General features: G+C 52.7%; 18 protein-coding genes. 9 read left to right on the top strand and 9 right to left on the bottom strand.

Going from position 1 to position 22467, the window contains the following annotated elements; genetic code table 11:
- Positions 1–1343: 1343 nt before the first annotated feature.
- The 3 genes from argS to cysK all read right to left on the bottom strand — a co-directional run bounded on the left by argS (position 1344) and on the right by cysK (position 4523).
- A complete protein-coding gene (argS, locus tag LQ229_RS24195; protein WP_216540257.1) occupies positions 1344–3023 on the bottom strand; it encodes an arginine--tRNA ligase in 1680 nt (559 codons plus the stop codon).
- Positions 3013–3453: a DUF1934 domain-containing protein gene (locus tag LQ229_RS24190; RefSeq protein ID WP_216540258.1), complete on the bottom strand. Its 441-nt coding sequence runs from the start codon at positions 3451–3453 to the stop codon at positions 3013–3015. Before LQ229_RS24190 ends, argS begins: the two co-directional genes overlap by 11 nt.
- Positions 3454–3587: 134 nt before the next feature.
- Positions 3588–4523 carry a cysteine synthase A gene (gene cysK, locus LQ229_RS24185; RefSeq protein WP_216540259.1) on the bottom strand — a complete coding sequence of 312 codons (936 nt, stop codon included), beginning with the start codon at positions 4521–4523 and terminating at the stop codon, positions 3588–3590.
- 187 nt (positions 4524–4710) lie between these two features.
- On the opposite strand from cysK, the gene LQ229_RS24180 reads away from it, so the two are divergent.
- Together LQ229_RS24180 and LQ229_RS24175 are read left to right on the top strand one after the other, a co-directional pair.
- Complete coding sequence (locus tag LQ229_RS24180) at positions 4711–5880, top strand: alpha-hydroxy-acid oxidizing protein (protein WP_216540260.1); 1170 nt, start codon at positions 4711–4713, stop codon at positions 5878–5880.
- Positions 5881–5896: 16 nt separating this feature from the next.
- Positions 5897–6481 (top strand): YetF domain-containing protein, encoded by a 585-nt coding sequence (locus LQ229_RS24175; RefSeq protein WP_216540261.1) that lies wholly within the window; start codon positions 5897–5899, stop codon positions 6479–6481.
- A gap of 47 nt (positions 6482–6528) precedes the next feature.
- On the opposite strand, the gene LQ229_RS24170 is transcribed toward LQ229_RS24175, so the two are convergent.
- The 5 genes from LQ229_RS24170 to LQ229_RS24150 form a co-directional block, all read right to left on the bottom strand.
- Positions 6529–7581 (bottom strand): glycoside hydrolase family 76 protein, encoded by a 1053-nt coding sequence (locus LQ229_RS24170; RefSeq protein ID WP_356711896.1) that lies wholly within the window; start codon positions 7579–7581, stop codon positions 6529–6531.
- Positions 7582–7651: 70 nt separating this feature from the next.
- A complete protein-coding gene (locus LQ229_RS24165) occupies positions 7652–8530 on the bottom strand; it encodes a carbohydrate ABC transporter permease (RefSeq protein WP_216540263.1) in 879 nt (292 codons plus the stop codon).
- A 13-nt stretch (positions 8531–8543) separates the two neighbouring features.
- Positions 8544–9431, bottom strand: coding sequence for a sugar ABC transporter permease (locus tag LQ229_RS24160; RefSeq protein WP_216540264.1), 888 nt, complete (start codon positions 9429–9431; stop codon positions 8544–8546).
- A gap of 46 nt (positions 9432–9477) precedes the next feature.
- Positions 9478–10764 (bottom strand): ABC transporter substrate-binding protein, encoded by a 1287-nt coding sequence (locus LQ229_RS24155; RefSeq protein ID WP_216540265.1) that lies wholly within the window; start codon positions 10762–10764, stop codon positions 9478–9480.
- 43 nt (positions 10765–10807) lie between these two features.
- Positions 10808–12049, bottom strand: a complete 1242-nt coding sequence (locus LQ229_RS24150) for a glycoside hydrolase family 125 protein (protein WP_230193128.1) — start codon at positions 12047–12049, stop codon at positions 10808–10810.
- A gap of 277 nt (positions 12050–12326) precedes the next feature.
- Between LQ229_RS24150 and LQ229_RS24145 the strand changes: the two genes are divergently transcribed.
- The 7 genes from LQ229_RS24145 (at position 12327) to map (ending at position 21377) form a co-directional block, all read left to right on the top strand.
- On the top strand, positions 12327–14549 hold the full coding sequence (locus tag LQ229_RS24145; protein ID WP_230193127.1) for a helix-turn-helix domain-containing protein: 2223 nt from the start codon (positions 12327–12329) through the stop codon (positions 14547–14549).
- 242 nt (positions 14550–14791) lie between these two features.
- The gene (locus LQ229_RS24140) at positions 14792–15685 is read left to right on the top strand and encodes an ABC transporter permease subunit (RefSeq protein WP_230193130.1); all 894 of its coding nucleotides are present in this window, start codon (positions 14792–14794) and stop codon (positions 15683–15685) included.
- A gap of 16 nt (positions 15686–15701) precedes the next feature.
- Entirely contained in the window at positions 15702–16577 is an 876-nt protein-coding gene (locus LQ229_RS24135; protein WP_216540268.1) for a carbohydrate ABC transporter permease, read from the top strand.
- Between the two features lie 28 nt (positions 16578–16605).
- Positions 16606–18246 (top strand): extracellular solute-binding protein, encoded by a 1641-nt coding sequence (locus LQ229_RS24130; protein ID WP_230193126.1) that lies wholly within the window; start codon positions 16606–16608, stop codon positions 18244–18246.
- Positions 18247–18271: 25 nt separating this feature from the next.
- On the top strand, positions 18272–19300 hold the full coding sequence (locus tag LQ229_RS24125; protein ID WP_216540270.1) for a glycoside hydrolase family protein: 1029 nt from the start codon (positions 18272–18274) through the stop codon (positions 19298–19300).
- Positions 19301–19869: 569 nt separating this feature from the next.
- Positions 19870–20604 (top strand): TetR family transcriptional regulator, encoded by a 735-nt coding sequence (locus LQ229_RS24120; RefSeq protein ID WP_216540271.1) that lies wholly within the window; start codon positions 19870–19872, stop codon positions 20602–20604.
- A gap of 26 nt (positions 20605–20630) precedes the next feature.
- Positions 20631–21377, top strand: a complete 747-nt coding sequence (gene map, locus LQ229_RS24115; protein WP_216540272.1) for a type I methionyl aminopeptidase — start codon at positions 20631–20633, stop codon at positions 21375–21377.
- Between the two features lie 278 nt (positions 21378–21655).
- Here map and LQ229_RS24110 read toward each other — a convergent pair whose 3' ends face one another.
- Positions 21656–22291 carry a substrate-binding domain-containing protein gene (locus LQ229_RS24110; RefSeq protein ID WP_230193129.1) on the bottom strand — a complete coding sequence of 212 codons (636 nt, stop codon included), beginning with the start codon at positions 22289–22291 and terminating at the stop codon, positions 21656–21658.
- Between the last annotated feature and the right edge of the window lie 176 nt (positions 22292–22467).

Raw genomic sequence — 22467 nt, 5'->3', positions numbered from 1 at the left:
CCCTGCCGCAAGCCAATTCCCCCCTCGCGGCCAAGTCGAAGGGGCTTTCGCGGACTTTTTGTCGAGGACGTACTTAAGTGTCCTACGGCCAGTAAGTATTCTATAGAAATATGAATGGCGGATAACCGCGAGAATAGCAAGTACCCCGTTAATGTACCAGAGGAAATCCGCTTACTTCCATTGTCGTTGCATACATCTTTTAATAGAAAAGATGGCCCGAAAAAAATAGAACGGATTTGTCGTAGAGCGTCGATTAGTTGCGGACAGTTTTGACGTACGCAGCAGAGAATATGATTTTTCGCATTCATTTACAAGTTCATGGCTCAAAAACGCGATTTGTGTATGAAATTTCGAATAAAATCGACTAATTCGATCCGTGCGCCGGTCATTGTGTATGATTTTTCGCATACACTTTGGCCTGTCACACACCTAGCGCAAAAGAATCGGCAGACGATGAAGAACCTTTCGCTCAGGAAACCCGAAATTGTGCATCTTTTAACCCGCTTTGATCGGTTTGTGCAACAAAGCCTGCGAAAAGAGTCAATTTCATAATTCGCTACCGTTGATGAAACTGGCTTTATTGTGCATATAAAAGAGACGCCTCCCTACATTTCGAAGGCGATTCGCGAAGCGCTTTGTTTGGCGCTAGCGAAACGGGTAATCCTTATTGGGCTCAAAATGAAGACGTTCCCATCATAACGAAAATACGTATCGTTATTCATTGGAAACCGGCTGTTCTCCCCCCTTTTCCCCCTCATTAGCGAGTTGTAGTTTCGTTAACCCAGCAATAAGGTGATTTAGCAGGCTATTAGCGTGTTCAAGTTTCGTTAGCCCGCCTGACGGGTCGTCAGCCGCTGCGGTATGATGGAAATTGACGCTTGCGCCAATCAATATACCGGAGAATTCTGGCGCATGAGGCCCGTTTCGATTTTCGACGCGTCTGTTCGATGTCGTTGTAAATTCTATCGGATCTCACAGCCGTTATTGCCGCTCAATAGGCGGGTTTGAAAAATGTAACGGATATAAGGGACGTTATTGTACTTATAAAACGCCTTTTTGACTCATTTACGAGCAAATAGCGTCTTCCGGATCCGTTACATTTTCAATTATGCTAAAAAATCGAAAATAAGGGCGCTCACTTCCGTTTACATTGCTCGACCGGCGGCGATTCGGGGCTCGCAGCAGGGCGCATAGACGGCATACGTGACCAGCAGCTCGCAGCGCCCCGCGCCCACGGCGCATAGCACCCATACCGCGTAGCGCCTCGATGCTTCGAGCGAAAATAAAGCTGCCCTATTCGCGAGATGAAATCCGCAAATAGGGCAGCTTTGTCACGGATCGCGCTACATCCGCTCCGGCGCGGAGACGCCGACGAGGCGCAGCACGTTCGCGATCACCGTGCGCAGCGCGCCAAGCAGCGCGAGGCGCGCTTGCGTCTGCCGCTCGTCGTCGGTAATGACGCGCTCGGCTTTGTAATAGCTGTGGAACAGCGCAGCCAGCTCATACACATACCGGATCAAGCGATGCGGCGCATACGCCTGCGCGGCGACGGCGACTTCCTCCGGAAGCTCGCCCATCTTGCGCAGCAGGTCGTATTCGTGTTCCGTCGTCAATCCGGCAAGATCGGCCTGCTCCGCCGGCAGCGGCGTCACGCCTTGCTCCTCCGCCTGGCGAAAGATGCTGCAAATGCGCGCATGCGCGTACTGCACGTAGAAGACCGGATTCTCGTTGGATGTGGATACCGCCAAATCCATGTCGAAGTCGAGATGAGAATCCATCGAGCGCATCGTGAAGAAGTAACGGATCGCGTCGACGCCCACTTCGTCCATTAAATCCTCCATCGTGACCGCTTTGCCGGTCCGTTTGGACATTTTCACCTTTTCTCCGTTTTGGTACAGGCTGACCATTTGGGCGATCAGCACCGTAAGTTTGTCGGGATCGTTCCCGAGCGCTTCCATCGCCGCCTTCACCCGCGGAATATATCCGTGGTGATCGGCGCCCCATATGTTGATCATTTGGTCGAAACCGCGCGAATATTTATCGCGATGATAAGCGATGTCCGGCGTCAAATAGGTGTATGTTCCGTCATTTTTCACCAAGACGCGGTCTTTGTCGTCGCCGTAATCGGTTGTACGCAGCCAAACGGCCCCGTCTTCCTCGTACACTTGCCCTTTGGCCTTCAATTCCTCCAATGCCGCTTCCACTTGGCCGGTCTCATATAATGAAGTTTCGCTGAACCATACGTCGAAAGATACGCCGAACCGTCCCAGATCGCGCTTGATTTTATCCAATTCCTTCTGCAAGCCGTATTGGCGGAAGAATACGCCGCGTTCCTCGTCGGATAAAGATAATAAGGCATCCCCTTTTTCGGCGATCAATTCTTTGGCGAAACCCTTAATGTCTTCCCCGTAGTAACCGTCTTCCGGCATGTCCGCTTCCAATCCCAGCTCTTGCTTGTACCGGACCTCGATCGATTTGCACAAGTTGGCGACTTGGTTTCCCGCATCGTTAATATAGTACTCGCGCGTCACGTCGTACCCGGCAAAATCGAGCAAATTGCACAACGCATCGCCAACCGCGGCGCCGCGGGCATGCCCAAGGTGCAAGCTGCCGGTCGGATTCGCGCTGACGAACTCCACTTGCACTTTGCGTCCCTCGCCTAGCCCGACGCGGCCGTAATCCGCGCCTTTGGCAGCCACTTCGGCGATGACCGGATACAAATAACTTTTGTTCATACGGAAGTTGATGAACCCCGGCCCGGCAATTTCGGCGCTCTCGATCGACGCTTTGCCCAGATCGAGATGGGCGATAATCGCTTCCGCGATTTGGCGCGGATTTTTCTTCGCGATCCGCGTAAGCTGCATTGCCGCATTGGTCGCCAAATCCCCGTGCGCCTTCTCTTTCGGAACTTCCAGCACAAACGCCGGCAATTCTTCGCGGGCAGCCAGTCCTGCGGCGACAACCGCGTCGGATATCGCCTCCCGTACCGCAATATTGATTTTCTCTAATGGATTATGATTCATGACCCGATTCCTCCTGTATCGATATTTGTACCGCAAACCGTCCCGTACATTCCCCATGCACGAACAAATCGTACACCCATGCCATCCGCATGGCAGCTTCTTGCACATCCATTTGCAATTCCCGCGTATATGTAGAAAGCTGAAATTGTGCGTAGGGAGAACGGTAAAATCCGGGGAGCTTGCGTCCGGCCCGGAAAGACTGTTCGGACTGCACATGACCGTGACGGATGATCTTCAGTTCGTCATCGCCAATTTTCACGGTCGTCATCGTACGCGCGCTTTCCCCTCCCGATACCGGTTCCGTTCGTTCTTCATATCGGACATACACGTACCGCCCTTTGACGAGCCGTACGCCCGTAAACTCCTGCACCGTTGTCTCCCGTTCGTGGTTGCTCTCGACACGAACGCGCACTTGACGCTTCACCGACATTGTATAAACGCTCCTGTCACAACTGCCTTCTTTTTTACTACTATACCCAGTTCATACGGCCAATTCAATAAAAGATGCAAAAAACCGTCAAACGGCATCGCCCTTCAACGGTTTCTCGCATCCAATTCATGCCATTATTCTTCCGCAAACAGCGGAGTAGACAAGTATCGCTCCCCGGTATCGGGCAGTATGACGACAATGTTCTTCCCTTTGTTCTCAGGGCGCTTGGCAATTTGTACCGCCGCAGCGACGGCCGCGCCGGAAGAAATCCCCACGAGCAGCCCTTCGCTCGCCGCCAATTGGCGCGCCGTTTCGAACGCCGCCTCGTTCTGCACTTTCACGATTTCATCGACGACAGACCGATTGAAGTTGTCCGGCACAAATCCGGCTCCGATGCCTTGAATGGAATGCGGCCCGCGTTTGCCTCCGGACAGTACCGGAGAATCGAAAGGCTCGACGGCCGCCACATGTACGGAAGGCTTCTTGCGCTTCAACACTTCGCCGACCCCTGTCACGGTTCCGCCGGTGCCGACGCCCGCGACGAATATATCCACGGCGCCGTCCGTATCCCGCCAAATTTCTTCGGCGGTCGTTTGCCGATGAATTTCCGGATTGGCCGGATTGTTGAATTGCTGCGGAATGAACGAATTCGGCGTTTCGGCGGCAAGCTCCTCCGCTTTTTTGATCGCGCCCTGCATCCCTTCCGACCCGGGCGTGAGCACCAATTGCGCCCCCAACGCCTTCATCAGCTTTCTTCGTTCGACGCTGAACGTTTCAGGCAGCGTAATGATCAGCTTATACCCGAGCGCCGCGGCGGCAAAGGCGAGGGCGATTCCGGTATTGCCGCTGGTCGGTTCGATGATCGTGGAATTTTTGGTTATGATTCCTCTCTCCTCGGCATCCTTGATCATAGCGTAGCCGATCCGATCCTTAACGCTGCCGGCGGGATTAAAATATTCCAATTTGGCGATCAAGTTCTCCTCGACCCGATGAATGGCGCTGAAATGGGAGAGTTCCAATAACGGCGTATTGCCGATGAGATCGGTCAAATTTTTTGCAATGTTGGACAACGCGAGCACCTCCAAATGATTACTTCTGTTATATCCAGTGTAACATAAACGCGCCCCGTTTCCGAAATGCGGCCCGCAATCGGTCGAAATGCTGCTTGCTTCCGGCGCGCCGCCGTATGATTCCGGCAAACGGGGAACACAATAACTAAGGTTATAAAATATGTATCGATTAATGAGGTAATGTAACGTGACACTTCAAAGCGAAGATATACAAATGGGGATCTATCAATGCGAGAATGAAGGCGAGAAGCTGCTGCCTGTGTCGATTGAGGAATGGGAGAAGCGCGCGAAACAAATGCTTGCCGCGGCCCCGTTCGGGTATGTCCACGGAGGCGCCGGCGCCGGAGATACGATACGGGCCAATCGGGAAGCATTCTATAAGTACCGTCTGCGCCCGCGGGTATGCTGCGATATATCCGGCCGCGATCTGTCGACCGAATTGCTGGGGCATAAACTTCCCGCTCCGATCCTGTTCGCGCCGATCGGCGTCAATTCGATTTTGCACCCCGAAGCGGAATCGGCGCCGGCCAAAGCCGCAGCGGCCCTTCGAGTTCCTTACATCTTAAGCAACGTATCGACCGTGCCGATGGAGCAAATTGCCGAGGCGATGGGGCATGCGGTGCGCTGGTTTCAATTATATCCGCCGAAAAACCGGGAATTAACGGAAAGCTTCTTGCAACGGGCGGAACGGGCAGGTTATTCCGCCATCGTCGTTACCATCGATTCGACGCTGCTCGGATGGCGGGAAACGGACCTGCAGCACGCTTATCTCCCCTTTCTGAAAGGGGAGGGCATGGGCAATTATTTTACCGACCCCGTCTTCCGCTCCGGCCTGCAGGAACCGCCCGAACAAAACGTGCATGCCGCCGTGTTGAAGGCGCTGGACGAGGGCAACAATATACGGTTTACATGGAAAGAACTCGACTTTATCCGCGCTAAGACCAAGTTGCCGATTTGGCTGAAAGGGGTGACGCATCCCGATGACGCCGTGCTGGCGATAGACCATGGAGTGGACGGCATCATCGTCTCCAATCACGGCGGCCGCCAGCTCGACGGAGCGATCGGCACCTTGGAAGCATTGCCCTCCGTCGTCGATGCGGCATGCGGCAAAGTGCCCATTCTGATGGACAGCGGCATCCGCAGAGGAGCGGACATCATTAAAGCGATGGCGCTCGGCGCTTCGGCCGTATTGATCGGCCGGCCGTATGCTTACGGGCTGGCGGTCGCCGGCCAAGCAGGCGTCAAGCGGGTGATCGAACATCTTATCGCGGAAACGGAGCTTCAACTCGCCATCTCCGGCAAATGCTCGGTGAAAGAGTTGGATCGTTCTCTCGTCGTCAAAGCGGATGAATGTTAAAAAGAGGTGATAACAGGTGGATTTTATTTGGGAGGCTATACTCGTGTTATCGGTCGGATTCGTCTTGCTCCGGATCGCCGGCAAGAAGACGGTAGCCGAAATGACGGGACTGGAAATTATTACGCTCCTGTCGATGGCTTCCGTATCCGGTCATGCCGTAGCCGAAGACGGTCCGCTTCGGACGATTATCGTGCTCTGCATCTTCGTAGCTTTGTTAATTACCGTCCAATTCCTGGCCGTAAAGTTCAATATAATCGAGAAGCTGTTCATGGGTAAAGCTACGCCTGTCATTAAAGAGGGAAAGATCATTCCGGAAAACTTGAAAAAATTGCGGATGAGCGTCGATCAATTGGAAGCGAAAATGCGCGAAAAAGGCATCGAATCGTTTAGCGACGTCAAGACAGGCACGATCGAAATAAGCGGACATCTCGGCTACGAGTTGATGCGGCATGCCAAACCGGTTACGATCGGGGAACTGGAAACGATTTTATCGCAATTGAATTGGACGGCGCCGCCGCCGAAACCGAAGCAAAGCGGCAATTTGTTTCAAGAAGTCGTCGAGCACGAGCATCGGCACCCGATTCGACCGGAGTTGGATTAAGGAGAAGATACTGCCGCGATCGGCGTCCCGGCAGTATCCGTTCATGCCTATTCGTTCGGGAGCAGTCTTCTTCGCTCAAGCCTCGCCGCGGCTTCCAACAATTTCATCCCGCTTAATTGGGTGCTTAAGCTCACTCGTTCCGGCGGCTGCCGGTCCCAATCCGGGCCGAACGCGGTACGTTCCGGATCGCGTCCATGCGTCCACAAGACGGAGACGTTGCTTGCAATAAGCTCGGCCGGCGCGGCGAATTCCGGCGCTTCCAGTGCGAGCTCCGTTGCGTAACGGGCCAGAATTCCTTTGAACAAGCCTCCGTCCCCTACCCCCTCGTTCGGAAACAGCTTCGTCTTCGGGGCGGTCAATTGATCGGTCAAAGCGTGCAGCGTCCGCTTCGCATCTTGCAAATATCGGCCGTTTCGCGTCGTTTTATACAATTCCAGAGCCGCTCCGATATATACGCCCTGACAGTATGTATATTTCCAATCTGTATCGACAGACCCGTCGCCCGTCCGATTCATGCCGTCCCAGACGAAACCGGTGGCAGGATCGACCAAATGCGTTTTCTGCCAATCGTAAATGCGATGAGCCCAATCCAGGTCTTCGTCGTTGCCGAAGCATCGATGCAATCTTGCCGCCAGAATGACGGCAGGCGCGTTGGCCGGCGTATTCTTGTAATCCAATTGCGTCTTCTGCCAGGCGATTCCGCCTTCCATATGGCCGTTCCAGCCGGTTCGGATGTCTGTCCATAGAATGAGCGCCGCTTGCTTGTATTTCTCGTCGCCCGTACATTGATACGCTCTCAACCAAGCAAGCGCCATCCATTCCATATCGTCGTACAGCGCATTCGGCCATACCCCGCCGTTTCGGCGCAACACCCCTTCGTACAATGCGGACAGCCGCTCCGCATACCGGCTGTCGCCGGTGCGCTCCAGACCGTCCGTCAGAACGTCGGCCGCATGGGCCATCCACCAATAGTGGAATATGTCGTTGCATTCCCCGTTCGGGCAAGGGACTTCAATATTATACATATCGATCCGGGGATTCCAGAATAGCTGCTCTAATGCCAGTTGTGCCTTCTCCGCACGATCTGCCCATAACATCATTCACGCACTCCTGATCCATTTTAATTTTTCTACATTTTCAATCGTTTGTTTTCAACCGGCTATCCGATGGTTATCCCTTAACGCCGCTGAAGGCGATTCCTTGCACGAAATACTTCTGCAGGAACAGGAAAAGCACCAGGATCGGCGCAATGGCTACTAACGCGCCTGCCATCATAGGTCCGAAATCGGTTTGATAGTTATACGAAAACGCGCGCAATCCCATCTGGATCGTCGCTTTCGCCGGATCATTCAAAACGATCATCGGCCATAGGAAGCTATTCCAACCCGCCTGGAACGTGAAAATGCCGAGCGTCGCAAGCGCGGGTTGAGTAAGCGGCAAATAGATCCGCCAAAAGATGCGAAACTCCCGGCAGCCCTCGATGCGAGCCATTTCCAGCATATCCGACGGCAACGTCAAAAAGAATTGGCGCATGAAAAAGACGGCAAATGAACCTGAAGCACCCGGAATAATAACGCCCCAGAAAGAATTGATAAATCCGTTGCCGCCGCTGCCGAAAATATCGTTGCCTCCCACGAGAGGGAAATTTTTCAATACATAAAAACTTGGAATCATCGTGACGACGCCCGGAATCATCATCGCTGCAAGCAAAATCATAAACAATGGCTTATTCAACTTGAAACGCAGCTTGGCAAACGCATAGCCGCTTAAGGAACCGAAAAAAAGATTCGCGACGACGCCCGCCACGGCAAGCACGAGAGAATTCCAAAAAAACAACCCGAAAGGAACCGTGGTAAACGCGGCAATATAGTGCTCCCATGTCAAGGTAGAAGGAATCCATTTAATGGGAAGAGAAAATATCTCTTCGCTAGGTTTGACGGAAGTCAGCAAGCTCCATAAGAAAGGAAGAAACATCGCCGCTCCAACGGCAATACTTACGGCATAGAAAAGGACCGTTATCGCGATTTTATTCATTTGTATCTTACCCATTGTCGCCCCTCCCCTACAAAATCGATTCGTTCGCTTTATTGATGCGGGTATTGATCAGCGAAAAGATCAGAATCACGACGGCTAGAACAAAGGCCTGTGCCGACGCGTATCCCATTTGAAGTTGATTGAAGCCCTGTTGGTAAATTAAATATACGGGCGTTTTGGTCACATTGCCCGGACCGCCTTGCGTCAGCACAAACGCCTGATCGAACAACTGCAGCGCTCCAATGATCGCCATCGTTGAAACGAGGAAAGTCGTAGGACGCAATTGCGGCCATGTGATGTAGCGAAAACGGTCGAACGCGGACGCTCCGTCCAGTTTGGCCGATTCGTACAAATAATCCGGTATGCCTTGCAGCCCGGCGATATAGATGATCATATTGGAGCCTATGGATTGCCATAACGTTACCATAATAATCGAAAGCATCGCCGTTTCCGTCTGCGCCAGCCAGGCCGGACCGGCAATCCCAACATAAGAGAGCAGGCCGTTGACCAAACCGAATTCGGGATGCAGCAGCCAGATCCACACGGTCGAGGCAGCCACAGCCGACGTTAATGTCGGCAAGTAATTCATGGTACGAAACAAGCGGATGCCCGGCCGTTTGAAATTCATCAACATGGCGATCAACAGCGAGCAAATGATATTCAAAGGTATGAAAATGACGGCGTACAGCGTTACATTCAAGAACGTTTGCCAATATAAAGAGTCCTCCAGCAATCGGCGATAGTTGTCCGTTCCGACCCATTCTTTATGGCTGAGCACATCGTAATTCGTAAAACTTAGATAAAGCGCCATGATCACAGGTACGACAGTGAATGCCAGAAACAGCAGCATGGTCGGCGTAATAAACAAATAAGCCGTTCTCGCTTGATGACGATGCAATTTGCCCATGGAAGCCATATAACTCCTCCTTTGGAAATGCAAAGGGAGGCGCTCCTCCCTTCGCTTATTTCACGTTCTTATTATCGTTCAACAGTTGATCTCCGCGTTGCTGCGATTTATTCAACGTCTCCGCAAGGCTTTGCTTGCCTTGCTGGAACAACTGCAAATTCGGTATAAGCCCGTCGTCTTCCATGACGGAGTAGCCGGGATGCTGCGGACGCACCTTGGCAAATTCGAGCGTGTCAAGGATCGGTTTCCAGAACGGATCGTCCTGAAAGAAGGGATCCTCCAGCGCCGGCTTGTAGCCGGGAATGTTCATGCTTGTCTTCGCCCAGAGCAATGTGTTGTCTTTATTGGCCGTCCACCACTTCACGAATTCCCAGGCCTCCTCTTTATGCTTTGCGCCTTCGGGAATAACCAGTCCGAAACCGCCCATCACGCTGCCTTTGTCCCCGTTTGGTCCGGTAACCGGAGGCATGATTCCGAAATCAAGATCCTTGCCGTATTTTTTATAAGTGGAGATCATCCACGGGCCGCTGTACAGCATCGCGAGCTTTCCGGTCGCAAACGCATCCGTTCCTTCGCCAAGACCGGTTTCATAACCGATTTTGTAAACTTTATCCGTATTCAGCAAACGATCCCAAAACTCAAGCACGGCTTTTCCCTGTTCGTTGTTAAAATTCGTTTTCGTGCCGTCTTCGTTCAACATCTGTCCGCCGGCTTGCTGCAAATACATATTGAACAAACCGTTATCGGCAAGAGAGAATCCGGCAACTTCCAATTTATTTCCGTTCCACTTCGTCGTCTTGATTGCCGCTTGTTCCAACTCGTCCCACGTCGTAGGCGGCTCTACGCCGGCTTCGCTTAATATTTTTTTGTTATAAAACAGCGCCCGGGCATCCACCGTCAGCGGCAATCCGTAAATGTTGTCTTCATAGGTTAATTCTTTCAGAGCTTCGCTATAGAAATCGTCTTGACTGAGCCCGTCCCGCTCCATATATTCGTTGATCGGATGCAGCACATTCTTCGGAGCGTAAAGCGAGGTGCGCCATCTGTCCCAAAATAAAACATCCGGAGATCCGCCGGAAGTGGTCGCCGTCAAAAACTTGGTAATCATGTCTTGCTGCAGCACATATTTCACGCGTATTTTGTCTTGCGATTCGTTGAAAGCGTCGACCATCGTTTCAAACTGCTTTTGGCCTTCGCCCCCCCAGTCCCCCCAAAATGTAAGCTCGACCGGTTTGCCGGATTCGCCCGACTTGCCCCCGGGTTGGTTGCCCGCACCGCTGCAGCCTGCAGCCGCGAGACTCAGCAGCACCGTAATCAACAACATCGCCATTTTGTTTTTCATGAAATCTGCCTCCCTCTTTTTCATATTTTTGCTAATGTTTCCATTATCGCTTGACATGTATATCGCAATAATCCATCAGCAGCTCGCTAAACATCATATTCGCCCATGAGAACCAGGGACGGGTATATCGATGCGGATCGTCCGCGTCGAACCCTTCATGCATCATTCCGGTGCCGGCATCCGTATCGGCCATCAAACGCAGCATCCGAAGCTTCTCTTCTTTCGTGCCGGCCGTTAAACCTTGAATCGCCAGCGCGATATGCCAAATATAGCGATCGGGCGTATGCGGGCTTCCGATCCCTTCGCCGGCGGCGCCTTGGAAGAAATAAGGATTGTTGCCGCTAAGGACGAACTTGCGCGTGTTTTGATAGATCGGATTGCTCTGGTCGCAATATCCCAAGTACGGAATCGAGAGCAAGCTAGGAACGTTCGCGTCGTCCATGAAATGATGGTTTCCAAGCCCGTCCGTCTCGTAAGCGTATATCTCGCCGTATTCGGAATGGCTGCAGACGGCGAAACGCCGAATCCCCTCGTTTATTTCCCGGCGCAAATGCGCAGCTTCCACCGCCAGGGCGGAATCGTCCAGCACCTCTTGGGCAATTTGTTCGAGATAACCGAGCGTGACGACGGCAAACATGTTGGCTGGAATGAGATATCCGTACTTGCAAGCGTCGTCGCTCGGGCGGAATCCCGACCAGGTCATGCCCGTATAGGCCGTTTCCGCGCCTCTGCCTTCTCTCTGCAACGTATCTGTAACAGGGCAATCCGAGCGCTCGAACGTATAGCCCGATTCGGTTTCATGCCGCTGTTCCGTTCGCCATACGCGCAGAATCGTCTTCATCGCCTCTTTGAACGTTTCATCGAAATGCGCCGCGCGTCCGGTATTCTTCCACAACAAGTAGCTAAGCTGGATCGGATAGCACAGGGAGTCGATTTCATACTTGCGCTCCCATAACCATGGATTCATCTCGGTCCGGTCGTTCTGATGCCCTTGGCCGGACGGTTCCGCGTTAAAGGCATTCGCGTAAGGATCCAGAACGATGTACTTCATTTGTCTTCGCACCAATCCTTCAATCATATCCGCGAGCTCTTCGTCGTCTTGCGCGGGCACGAGAAACGGCCGAACTTGCGCAACCGAATCCCTTAACCACATGGCCGGAATATCGCCCGTAATGACAAATGTCGTTCCGTCGTCCATGCGAAAGATCGTGTTCTGAAGCGTATTTGCAAATCCGTTGCGGGCGATGGCCAGCAGTTGAGGGTTATCGTCCAGTTTGCTCGCCATGCGATCCAAAAGCTTTTGTACTGAATCTGGAATGTGTTGGGAATTCATTGTCTTCTCTCCTAATCATCATGTTGAATGACACGTTTTAACCGCTTACAGCCCCGATTATAATAATTATATCATTATAATGTCAATATATTATTTAAAACTTGATAACTAGTTGATATAATAATCGATAGGAAGTAAGACACGGCATGAAGATTTGCGCATGAAAACAAGTTGCGCCCAATAAAGATTGCGCTTACAATTGTGTCACTTATTACTGGAGGGGTTGTCCATGAATCGATCGTGGTTTTACAAGCTGCTTTTTTCGTATTTGCCGGTTTTCTTTATCGTCATTTCATTTTTAATCGCCGTATTCTTTTTCTCGATGGGAGAAGTAACCCGAATGGCCGCGGAAACGGTCAACCGTGGCTCTTCGAACCATATGCTGGAACTGATCGATCATTCCTTGCAGTCGATCGAACATATGATGATTAAAGAATTGGGGACACAGGACGGCATTCAACGATTTTACAACAAGACGTTATGGGACGATCCGTATAAAAGCATGGCCCTGCCCTCGAAAGAATTATGGAATATCGTAACCCAGTATCCGATGATTCAATCCGTCTATTTGGTGAGATGGGAGGACCGCGCCATTCTGACTGACAGCGCGACCTTGTCCTGGGAACAATTCGAAGACCGCCCGTTCGTCGAGTCGTACTTGAAGTCGCGGCAAGGCTTCAAATGGACAGGGCTGCGCTCGTATCGCGAGTTCGCAAACCAATATCGTTCGGACGTGATCACATTGGTCAAGCCTTATCCGGTGCCCGCCGGAGACGAAGGGATTATGGTCGTCAATGTAAGCGCGAAATGGGTGACAGAGCTTGTGGACAAAATGTACGATACGGATTTTATTAGCGCCGCGGTGGAGGACCGGAACGGAAACGGGCTGATCGCATCCGCATCCGACAAGCCGGTCTTTGAAGACACGGTTACGGAAGTGCAATCGGAATATTCCGGCTTGATCATCAAAAGCAAGCTCGCGGGCGGGGCATTTTACCAATTCGCCACGCGCGCGATCGCCGTCCTGCTCTTTAGCGGGTTCATCGCGATCGTCGCCGCCGTTTTCTATATCACCTATATATCAAAGCGGAACTATCGGCCGATCCGCTCCTTGATGACGCGATTGGACGGGTATGCGCGCTTGAAAGCGGAACAGCTGTTGAAGAGCGGAGGCAAAGACGAGTTTGCGTATATCGAAAACGCGTTGGATAAGATCATTGAGCAGGCGGGCGATCTAATGAGCCAGCAAGAGGAGCATCTGCAAGCCCGCAAGCGGCAATGGATTCAAGACACGCTGGAAGGCGATTTCGACGCCGCCGGCAAATGTACGCCGGGAAATTCGGAACCGTTCGGCTGGAACCCGGCGTATGACAAGGCGTCCGCCATCGTCATCGAAATCGATCGGTTTCCCGACTTTTGCGAGAACTATACGAAGAGAGACCAATCGTTGTTGAAGTTTCTGATTGGCAACGTCGTCGCGGAAATGGCCCAGCAGCATGAGATCGGCATTTTCGGAGAATGGCTGTTTCCCCAGAAATGGTGCGCCTTCGTACAACTGAAAGACGATCATGCGACGGAGGATGTCGTTCTATTTGCGCTGCAAATCGTCGCGTGGATTCGGGACAATCTCGATTTCAATGTAACGATCGGGCTGGGAGACCTCGTCCTCGGCGCCGGTAACATCAGCGCCTCCTATGAGCAAGCGCTGCATGTGCTGCAATATAAAATGACGCTGGGCAATAACCGGGTAATCGGCTATTGGGAAGTGTCCGAGGCGAAAAAGCAGGGACCTCTGAAAATGGGGGCCGATATGATGGGATTGGTCCAATCGTACAAGTTAGGGGAAGCGGATTGGGAGAAGCATTACGACCGGTTTATTCGAGAGCTGCAAACGGAAGTATGGCCGAGGGACGAACTGGTTCATCAAATTCATTTTTTAATTTATCAGTTGTCCAGAGAGTTCCTGGAACGGAACGCCGATTATCAGGAACTATGGCATGAACATACCGTTCCGCGCATCAACCGGCTCATGAAGCAGTTCGATACGTTCGACGAAATGAGCGAAGGATTGCGCACCGTTCTTCTTGACGCCCACCGGCGGCTAGCGGGACTGCGGGAGGAGCGGACCTATTCCTCGACGATGAAAAACGTGAGGCAATATATTTACAACAATTACAGCAATCCCGATCTGTCGTTAAATCATTTGAGCGCCGCGTTCGATTTGAAACCGAAGTATGTCAGCCATCTGTTCAAGGAAGAATTCGGCGAGAAATTCGTCGACTATTTAATGAACGTGAGAATGGAGAAAGCCAAGGAATTGCTCGCCTCGACGAGCTTATCCGTTCAGGAGATCGCCGTTCAGGTCGGATATACGCATTCGTTTTCCTTTATTCGCGTCTTTAAGAAAACGTTCGGAATCACCCCGGGAGACTATCGGAAACAACTCGCTTGAGGAATATCGTGGAACGGGCGAAAATCGTGCATCCCGGCGCTGGAAGCCGCGCCGGGCTTGGTTATTTTCCCCCTTCCGAATATTGTGTACCGCTCCGAATGATGCGGATTGACCCTGGAAGACGGCGGAGACTAGAATATGTTGCAGATGCGATCGCAATCTTCAAACAGAAAGGGGTGATCCGCTTGGACGCGGCAGAGGGATCCGCAGCAGGCCGTACGGCTAAGCTTCGTAATTGGAAGATAGACCGTAACCGGCTCGGCCGAAATATTCCATATTTCATTTTGTTTAGTCCGGTCATCGTTTTTTTCCTGCTTTTTAAATATTTGCCGATGGGCGGACTCATCATCGCTTTTAAAGACTACAACTTCGTAGACGGCGTATTCGGCAGTCCGTGGGTCGGCTTCGGGCAATTCGAAACGCTGTTCAGCAATCCTCAGACGCTCAGGATCATTCGCAACACATTCGTTCTAAGCGTTATGAATCTGCTGATCGGATTTCCGTTTCCGATTATTCTGGCTATTCTGTTAAACGAAGTTCGCAAGTCCTGGTTTAAGCGTTCGGTTCAAACGCTCGTCTACTTGCCCCATTTCCTGTCCTGGGTCATCGTATCCGGCATGGTCGTTACGATTTTCGCAACGGAAGGCGTCATCAACGGCATTCTGGGCCACTGGCTCGGCGAACCGTTCTCGTTCTTGTATCGGGAAGGCTCGTGGCTGGCTATTTTCGTCGGATCGGGGATATGGAAGGGTGCGGGCTGGGGTGCGATCATTTATTTGGCAGCGCTCACATCGATCGATCCGAGCCTGTACGAGTCGGCCGGCATGGACGGAGCCGGCAAATGGCGGCAAATTATTCATATTACGCTTCCCGGCATCGCGCCGACGATCGTCATTATGTTTATTTTATCCGTGGGCAGCGTCATGGAAGTCGGCTTCGATCAAGTATTTACCTTGCAAAATTCAGCCGTCTTCAACGTATCCGAAGTCATCAGTACTTACACCTACAAGATCGGCTTAAAAAACTTGCAGTTCAGCCTGACCGCCGCCATGGGTTTATTCGAATCGCTCATCGGACTGATCCTGGTGCTGTTGACGAACGGGGTCGCCCGCAGGTTCGGGCAAGGCTTATGGTAGAGGAGGCCGAGGCATTATGAAATCTACAACCGGCGAAAAGATATTTTATGCATGCAACTACTTGCTCTTGACCCTTATCGGTCTTAGCTGCCTGTTGCCGATCGTACACATATTGGCGCTGTCCTTCAGCGACGCTCATTCCGTCGCATCGGGCAAAGTCGTGTTCTGGCCCGTATCGTGGACATTTGAATCCTATGCTTCCTTGCTCAAAGGAACGAATATCGTCAACGCCTTTAAAAACAACGTAGTCCTCACCGTCGTGGGTACGGTCTCCAGTATGGCTTGCACGATTCTGGCCGCCTATCCCCTCTCGCGGCGGGATATGTACGGGCGCAGGGCGTTTACGTTGGCGATCGTGTTCACGATGCTGTTCTCCGGCGGAATCATCCCTAATTACTTGGTCATTAAATCGTTAGGGCTATTGAACTCGTACGGGGCCATCTGGCTGCCGGGCTTGGTGAGCGTCTTCAATATGCTTGTTTTGAAAACGTATTTCGAAGGCTTGCCTTCGGAAATGGAAGAAGCGGCCCGTATCGACGGTTGCAGCGAATGGAGACTGATTCTGCAAATCGTGCTTCCGTTGTCGAAGCCGGTCATCGCCGCCTTGACTTTGTTCTATGCGGTCGGCTTCTGGAACCAGTTCATGAACGTGCTCATTTATATGGACGATACGACCAGATACAATTTAACGGTGATGGTACAGCAAATGATTCAAAGCCAATCGATTTTGCAGGATATGAACAACATGCAGCCTGAGGACGCGGCCAAGCTGACGCCGGAAACGATTAAATCCGCGGGCGTGATCGTCATGCTCGTTCCGATGCTCGTCGTATATCCGTTCCTGCAGAAATATTTTGTGAAAGGCGTTATGATTGGCGCGATTAAAGGATAAATTCGACTATGCGAAGAGGGGTTGCCCAATGAGAAAAAAAATGTTACTGAAAACAAGCTTCCTGTCGTTGCTCGCGGCGATGCTTCTGGTCGCCGGCTGTTCCGGCAACGGCGCGACGAATACAACGAAGACGGAAAGCCAAGGGGAACAAGGACAAGCCGAAGCGCGCGGCAGCATTTCCTTATCCGTTTATGACCGGAGCATGGTTCCGGCGGAAGAAGGAACGATCGAAAGTAACCGCTGGACGCGTTGGCTGAACGACAACGGGCCGGCCGATTTAAAATTTACCGCGATCCCCCGTTGGGAGTTCAAGGAAAAGTTCAACGTATTGTTCGCTTCGGGTTCCGCGCCGGACTTAATCTTTGAATACGCGACCGGATACCGCAACGAACTGATCAATCAGAAACAATTGATGCCGCTGGGCGACTTGATCGAACAGCATAGTACGGAATATAAGGCATTGCTCGAAAAATACCCGCTCCTGCAAAAGGTCGCCGCCCGCGACGACGGCAACATTTACGAATTCGGCCGCATTAACGGGTTGGCTACGAACCAGGTGCTTTACGTCCGCAAAGACTGGTTGGATAAGCTTAACCTTCCGGTGCCCAAGACGGTGGAAGAGTTCTACAACGTAGCGGAAGCGTTTGTGAAGCAGGATCCGGACGGAAACGGGCAAAAAGATACGTTCGCGATCGGAGTAACCGGCGTCGGCGCGCAAGTCATCGACAGCATGTTCCAGGATGTCGGCTATAAAGTGCAGGACGGCACGATGGTGCGCACTTGGGACAACAGCATCGCAAAGAGCAACTTTATAAAAAAATTGTACGATAACGGCTTAATCGATAAAGACTTCCTGACGGACAAAAACGGGGAAAAAGCAAAACAAGATTTCATCAACGGCAAGATGGGCTTCTACGGCGCCAACGGCGGGGCGATGTCGGAAGGATATCTGATCTTCAGCGCCTTGAAGAAAAATGTGCCCGATGCGAAAGTCATGGCGATCCCTCTTCCCGCCAGCGAATTCGGCCAGTTCAGCCCCAGCATCCAAAATCCGGTGCAGGCGACGGCGGCGATCAACTCCAATGCGAAAGATCCGGTTGCCGTCATGAAATATGTCGATTTCCTTGTACGGGAATCCACGATGAAAACGATGATGTTCGGCGTGGAAGGCGAGCATTATGCGGTAGACGACAGCGGCTGCCCGAAACCGATCGATCAGGAGAAGAACAAAAAAGAGCTCGACTGGAATATCGATTTCCGGATGCTGGCCTCCCCTGCTTTCTTCGGCGAATGCGGCAAATATCAGAATCAGTTGGATCCGTCCAACCCGATCGATCAGGAGTTTCTGGAGATCATTCAGCAAGCGGAAGAAGCGTACTTGACTCCGGAGCGTCCGATCGCGGATTATACGCATGGCGAATATAAGCCGTCGTTGCCGAAAGATTTGGAGCTGATCGTAACGAACACCGGCGAGCAAATGGTTAGTTATTACCAGCAGGCGCTGGTCGGCGGAGGCAAATATACGGTGGAGCAAGCGGCTCAGGATGCGCGGGCGTTCTGGGAAAAGGCGGGCGGCAAGAAAGTCGACGACTGGATGGCCGAATGGTATAAGACCCATGCCGATACCGCGATCTTAACCGACGACTTGTACGATATTACTATCGAATAATACCGCAACGGAGGGCAACGAAACGATGGCGAATCCTATATTCGGCCGCTTGCTGCCCGCCCCGGTAGGGGGCGGGTATCGCGAGGAAGATTATTATATTTGGTGCGGTTCTTGCATTCGCGGCGAGGACGGCAGATATCATCTGTTCGCTTCGCGCTGGAGGAAAGAGCTCGGATTCGGGGTGAACTGGCTGTTCAATTGCGAAATCGTTAGAGCGGCCAGTTCCACGCCGGAAGGGCCTTATCAATTTGAGGAAGTCGTGCTGGGACGAAGAGAACGAAGCATGTTCGACGGAATGAATCAGCATAATCCTCAGATCCAGTACTGGAACGGCACTTATTATCTCTATTATATGGGTACGACGTACGGCGGCCCGATCCCGGGACCGGGGGATCCGATCTCCTCGGAGCGCGGAACGGAAGTATGGAACAACAAACGAATCGGACTGGCGACATCCCAATCCGTATTCGGCCCATGGACGCGAATGGACCGTCCGTTGCTAGAACCCCGCCCAGGGAAGTGGGACTGTACGGTGACGACCAATCCCGCTGTGGCCATTCTGCAGGACGGAACGACCTATATGATCTATAAGTCGCGGGAGTACGCCGGCGCGACGCTGCAATTGGGCGTTGCCGTCGCCGATCGCCCTTCGGGGCCGTTCCGCCGGTTATCGGACGAACCGATTTTCCGTTTCGCCGATGCCGATTTGCATGTAGAGGATCCTTTTCTGTGGCATGACGGCAACTTGTTTCACCTGCTGATCAAAGACGATTACAAGAACGATTCGAACGGCTTGACGGGAGAATGGGGAGCCGGCGTATATGCGACGAGCGCCGACTGCCTGGAGTGGACGATCCATCCCGATCCGAAAGCCTATTCGCGAACCGTCGTTTGGGACGACGGCACCGTCAAAGAAATGTGCAATCTCGAACGCCCGTTTCTCTTGTTTCAGGACGGCGTGCCGACGCATCTATTCGCCGCGACCGGCATCGGGGAACGGGCATGGCATTTCACGCATACATGGAATATGGTCATTCCGCTGTCCCAACCATAGTTACAAGAGGCCCTTTCCTGACAAGGGCCTCTTTCCCGTTTTATTGCCTATTGCAGCGGTTCGCGAAAGGCTGCGTCGTCGTGTGACCAGGCGGACTCAGCTTCCGGTAAATTCGCTAAATGAGCGTTTTTTCGGTGATTGTCGGACATACGTTCCGCTAATTGACTCGGAATAGGCACAAACAACATGAATTGTCACAGATAACGGAACCTCGGTCCTCGAACATGCCGAAAAGCGCGCATTTTTGCCAAATAAGGGATCCTGTGTCCGCGTTGCGACATTAACGCTGCAAAGTCCTTTTCAGAGTGATTGTTCATCGGCTCTATAGATTGCTAAAAATCTAATGGTTGTGAGCGACGCTATTTGGGTAAAAATGGGGGGTGAAGCGCACTGACAACCGTTAGCGTAGCAATCTTCCAAACAGGTCGCTCGTTCGAGGCTAACCCGTTGGTCAAGCACCGGTTTCCAGGTTAAGCCGGGAGTTCTTCTGCTAATCTCTTGCTATTTGCAAGTCGATGTTTTATATTGACATAATAGCAGGTCAAAAATAAAAGAGGTGAACGGACGAGATGACTCCACGCACGAAGGAACAAAACGAAGAGATCCGGCTGCGGCGTCTGGCGCAAATCCGGAAAGCCGCTGCCGATGTGTTTTTGAATAAAGGGCCTTTACTGGAAATCCGCGATGTGGCCGCGCAGGCGGGACTCGGTTATGGCACGGTATACCATTATTACAGCAATAAGGGCGATTTGCTCTACGATCTGCTATGGGACGCGTTGGAGCGGGCCGGGGGATGGCTGGAGGCCCCGCTGGAGGTCCCGCGCGCTTCGGCTTCGGGGGAGGCGCCGGCGGGCGGGCATTTCGGCTTGGCTGCTGCGGCGGACACCGGGAACTCGGCTGCCGCGGATTCCCGAGGCGAAAGCCGCGAAACGGCCGCTGCCGCAGAGCTTGGCCCCATCGCCGTCGCCGGCGTCCGGCTGCTGCAGCTTTGGGCGGAGGACCACGCCCTGTACCTGCTGCATAAGCTGGCCGGTGAGGACTTTGCCGCGCTGCCTGAAGCGCGTTCGGCCCCGCTCTCGGCCGCCTTTCGCCGCGAGGTGCTCGCGCCGCTTGCCGCGCTGCTGGAAACCGGGCGTGCGGCGGACGATGCTGCCGCTTCCAGCGGAAACGCGGCGGAGCCGCCGGACCGGCTACAGCGCGCGGAAATGCTGCTTGCCGCCTTGGTCGGCTGTGCCTCGCTTTCGCTTCGCCGCGGAAAGCTCCGCGAGGAGGCCATGGATATTGTACGGTTTTTAAAATTATAGAGCTGATAAGGAGCGAATAAACATAGATGATCATTTTAAAATCACCCAGGGAAATTGAAGAGATGAAGCCGGCGAGCCAAATCGTTGCGGACTGCTACCGCGAGGTGGCCAGACTGATCGAGCCTGGGATCACCACCCGGGAAATCAATGACTTTGTTGCCAGACACATCACCAAGCTGGGCGGCAAGCAGTTTACGAAAGGGTACAACGGTTTCCCCGCCGAAACCTGCACTTCGGTCAACGATGTGGTGGCCCACGGCATTCCTTCGAACCGGGCGCTTATGGACGGCGACTTGCTGAAGCTCGACATCGTCGTGGAATATGACGGATGGTTCGGCGATTCGTGCTGGTGCTATGCGGTGGGCAATATCCGGCCGGAGGCGCAAAAAATAATGAAGGTGGCCAAGGAATGCTTGGATCTGGGGATCGCCCGGGCGCTCCCCGGGGGCCGGCTCGGCGACATCACGTCGGCGATTCAACAGCATGCGGAAGCGAACGGGTTCTCGGTCGTACGCGATCTGCTGGCGCACGGGATTGGGCGGAGCCTGCACGAGGAGCCGAACTACGAGCATGTCGGCGTAGCCGGCAAAGGCATTCGGTTAAAGGAAGGCATGGTGTTTACGATTGAACCGATGATCAACGAAGGTACGTTCCGTATCACGATCGATGACGATCAGTGGACGGCGAGAACGGCCGACGGCAAGTTGTCGGCGCAATATGAGCATACGATCGCAATCACGGCGGACGGACCGCTGATTCTAACTGCCCAGTAAGAATAGGGGCGAACGGACGGGAATGCGTCATTTGAGGAAGTAAGTTGGCCTGCTTGGCCTGACGATAGTTCGTAATCCGAAACGACGAAAAAGCGCTGAGTCCAGCCTGGGACCAGGGAAGCTTTTTTTACATGGTTTGCAAATTTACCGATTTACGAAAAACCGCATTGTTATGGTGGCAAGATGTTCCCCGGGATCGGGGGCAGATCATCGGCCGTATTACCGATCGCTTGAATGCCGGGTTTCTCGTCGTACGACAAATAAACGTCACACCTCCGTCATGTTGCAGCGCGTTTCACCGGACCTGTCGATCCCCCGACGACAAGAGTCGCATCGAGCAGCACCTTTTCCGGTATGGCCGTGCCGTCTCGTAACGAAAGGACATGCTGAAAGGCGAGTCTCCCCATCTCCAATTGATTTTGCTTCAAATGCGTCAATTCGTACTTCCCGTTCGTTTCGGGACAATCGAAACAAATGATCGAGATGTCTTCCGGAATGCTGAGCCCTAGTTGTTTGACCGCTTCCACAGCCAATCGCGCGATATTGTATTCCGTCGCGAAAAACGCCGTAATATCCGGATGTTTGCGCAGGTGTTCCTTGATTTTCTCGATGTCTTTCGCTCTGTTCTCCGCCGTATGCGCCGAGGGGAGCGTCGAGGTGATATCCTCCATCCATAACTGGCGGTCGACGGCTATTCCTTGTTCGGCATGGGCTTGTATAAATCCTTCGATCCGTTCTTCAATCGCGGTCGTATCGGCGGGCGGCGGCGTCAGAAACCCGATGCGTTCATGCCCGAGTTCGAATAAATATTTGGTGCCGATGCTGGCTCCGGCCACATTATTCGTCGAGATGGAACCGGCGGATATTCCTTTCAAGTGGCGGTCGATTAGCACAAAAGGAAACTTGTCGATCACCAGCTTCAATATTTCGGCATTGAAATATTCCCCTTGAGCCGGGAAAATGATCCTAAATTTCGAAAGTACCGTTCATTGAAAACATAAAAAAGTGCCCAAATCTTTGGTAGAATGGTGTTTGTCGAGAACACTACACCCAAAGAGAGGAGCACCTTTTAGGTGAAGTCTACCACACC

It is taken from the genome of Paenibacillus sp. CECT 9249 (assembly GCF_918697855.1).
GTDB lineage: Bacteria > Bacillota > Bacilli > Paenibacillales > Paenibacillaceae > MSJ-34.
The sequence above is the reverse complement of the archived record's forward strand: the minus strand, read 5'-3'. Positions and strand labels throughout refer to the sequence as shown.

Excerpts from the sequence above, each read along its gene's own strand:
- argS (WP_216540257.1), bottom strand. The coding sequence starts at position 3,023 with ATGAATCATAATCCATTAGAGAAAATCAATATTGCGGTACGGGAGGCG.
- LQ229_RS24165 (WP_216540263.1), bottom strand. The coding sequence starts at position 8,530 with ATGGGTAAGATACAAATGAATAAAATCGCGATAACGGTCCTTTTCTAT.
- LQ229_RS24160 (WP_216540264.1), bottom strand. The coding sequence starts at position 9,431 with ATGGCTTCCATGGGCAAATTGCATCGTCATCAAGCGAGAACGGCTTAT.
- LQ229_RS24170 (WP_356711896.1), bottom strand. The coding sequence starts at position 7,581 with ATGATGTTATGGGCAGATCGTGCGGAGAAGGCACAACTGGCATTAGAG.
- LQ229_RS24155 (WP_216540265.1), bottom strand. The coding sequence starts at position 10,764 with ATGAAAAACAAAATGGCGATGTTGTTGATTACGGTGCTGCTGAGTCTC.
- LQ229_RS24125 (WP_216540270.1), top strand. The coding sequence starts at position 18,272 with ATGGCGAATCCTATATTCGGCCGCTTGCTGCCCGCCCCGGTAGGGGGC.
- LQ229_RS24130 (WP_230193126.1), top strand. The coding sequence starts at position 16,606 with ATGAGAAAAAAAATGTTACTGAAAACAAGCTTCCTGTCGTTGCTCGCG.
- LQ229_RS24190 (WP_216540258.1), bottom strand. The coding sequence starts at position 3,453 with ATGTCGGTGAAGCGTCAAGTGCGCGTTCGTGTCGAGAGCAACCACGAA.
- map (WP_216540272.1), top strand. The coding sequence starts at position 20,631 with ATGATCATTTTAAAATCACCCAGGGAAATTGAAGAGATGAAGCCGGCG.
- LQ229_RS24120 (WP_216540271.1), top strand. The coding sequence starts at position 19,870 with ATGACTCCACGCACGAAGGAACAAAACGAAGAGATCCGGCTGCGGCGT.
- LQ229_RS24150 (WP_230193128.1), bottom strand. The coding sequence starts at position 12,049 with ATGGCGAGCAAACTGGACGATAACCCTCAACTGCTGGCCATCGCCCGC.
- LQ229_RS24145 (WP_230193127.1), top strand. The coding sequence starts at position 12,327 with ATGAATCGATCGTGGTTTTACAAGCTGCTTTTTTCGTATTTGCCGGTT.
- LQ229_RS24135 (WP_216540268.1), top strand. The coding sequence starts at position 15,702 with ATGAAATCTACAACCGGCGAAAAGATATTTTATGCATGCAACTACTTG.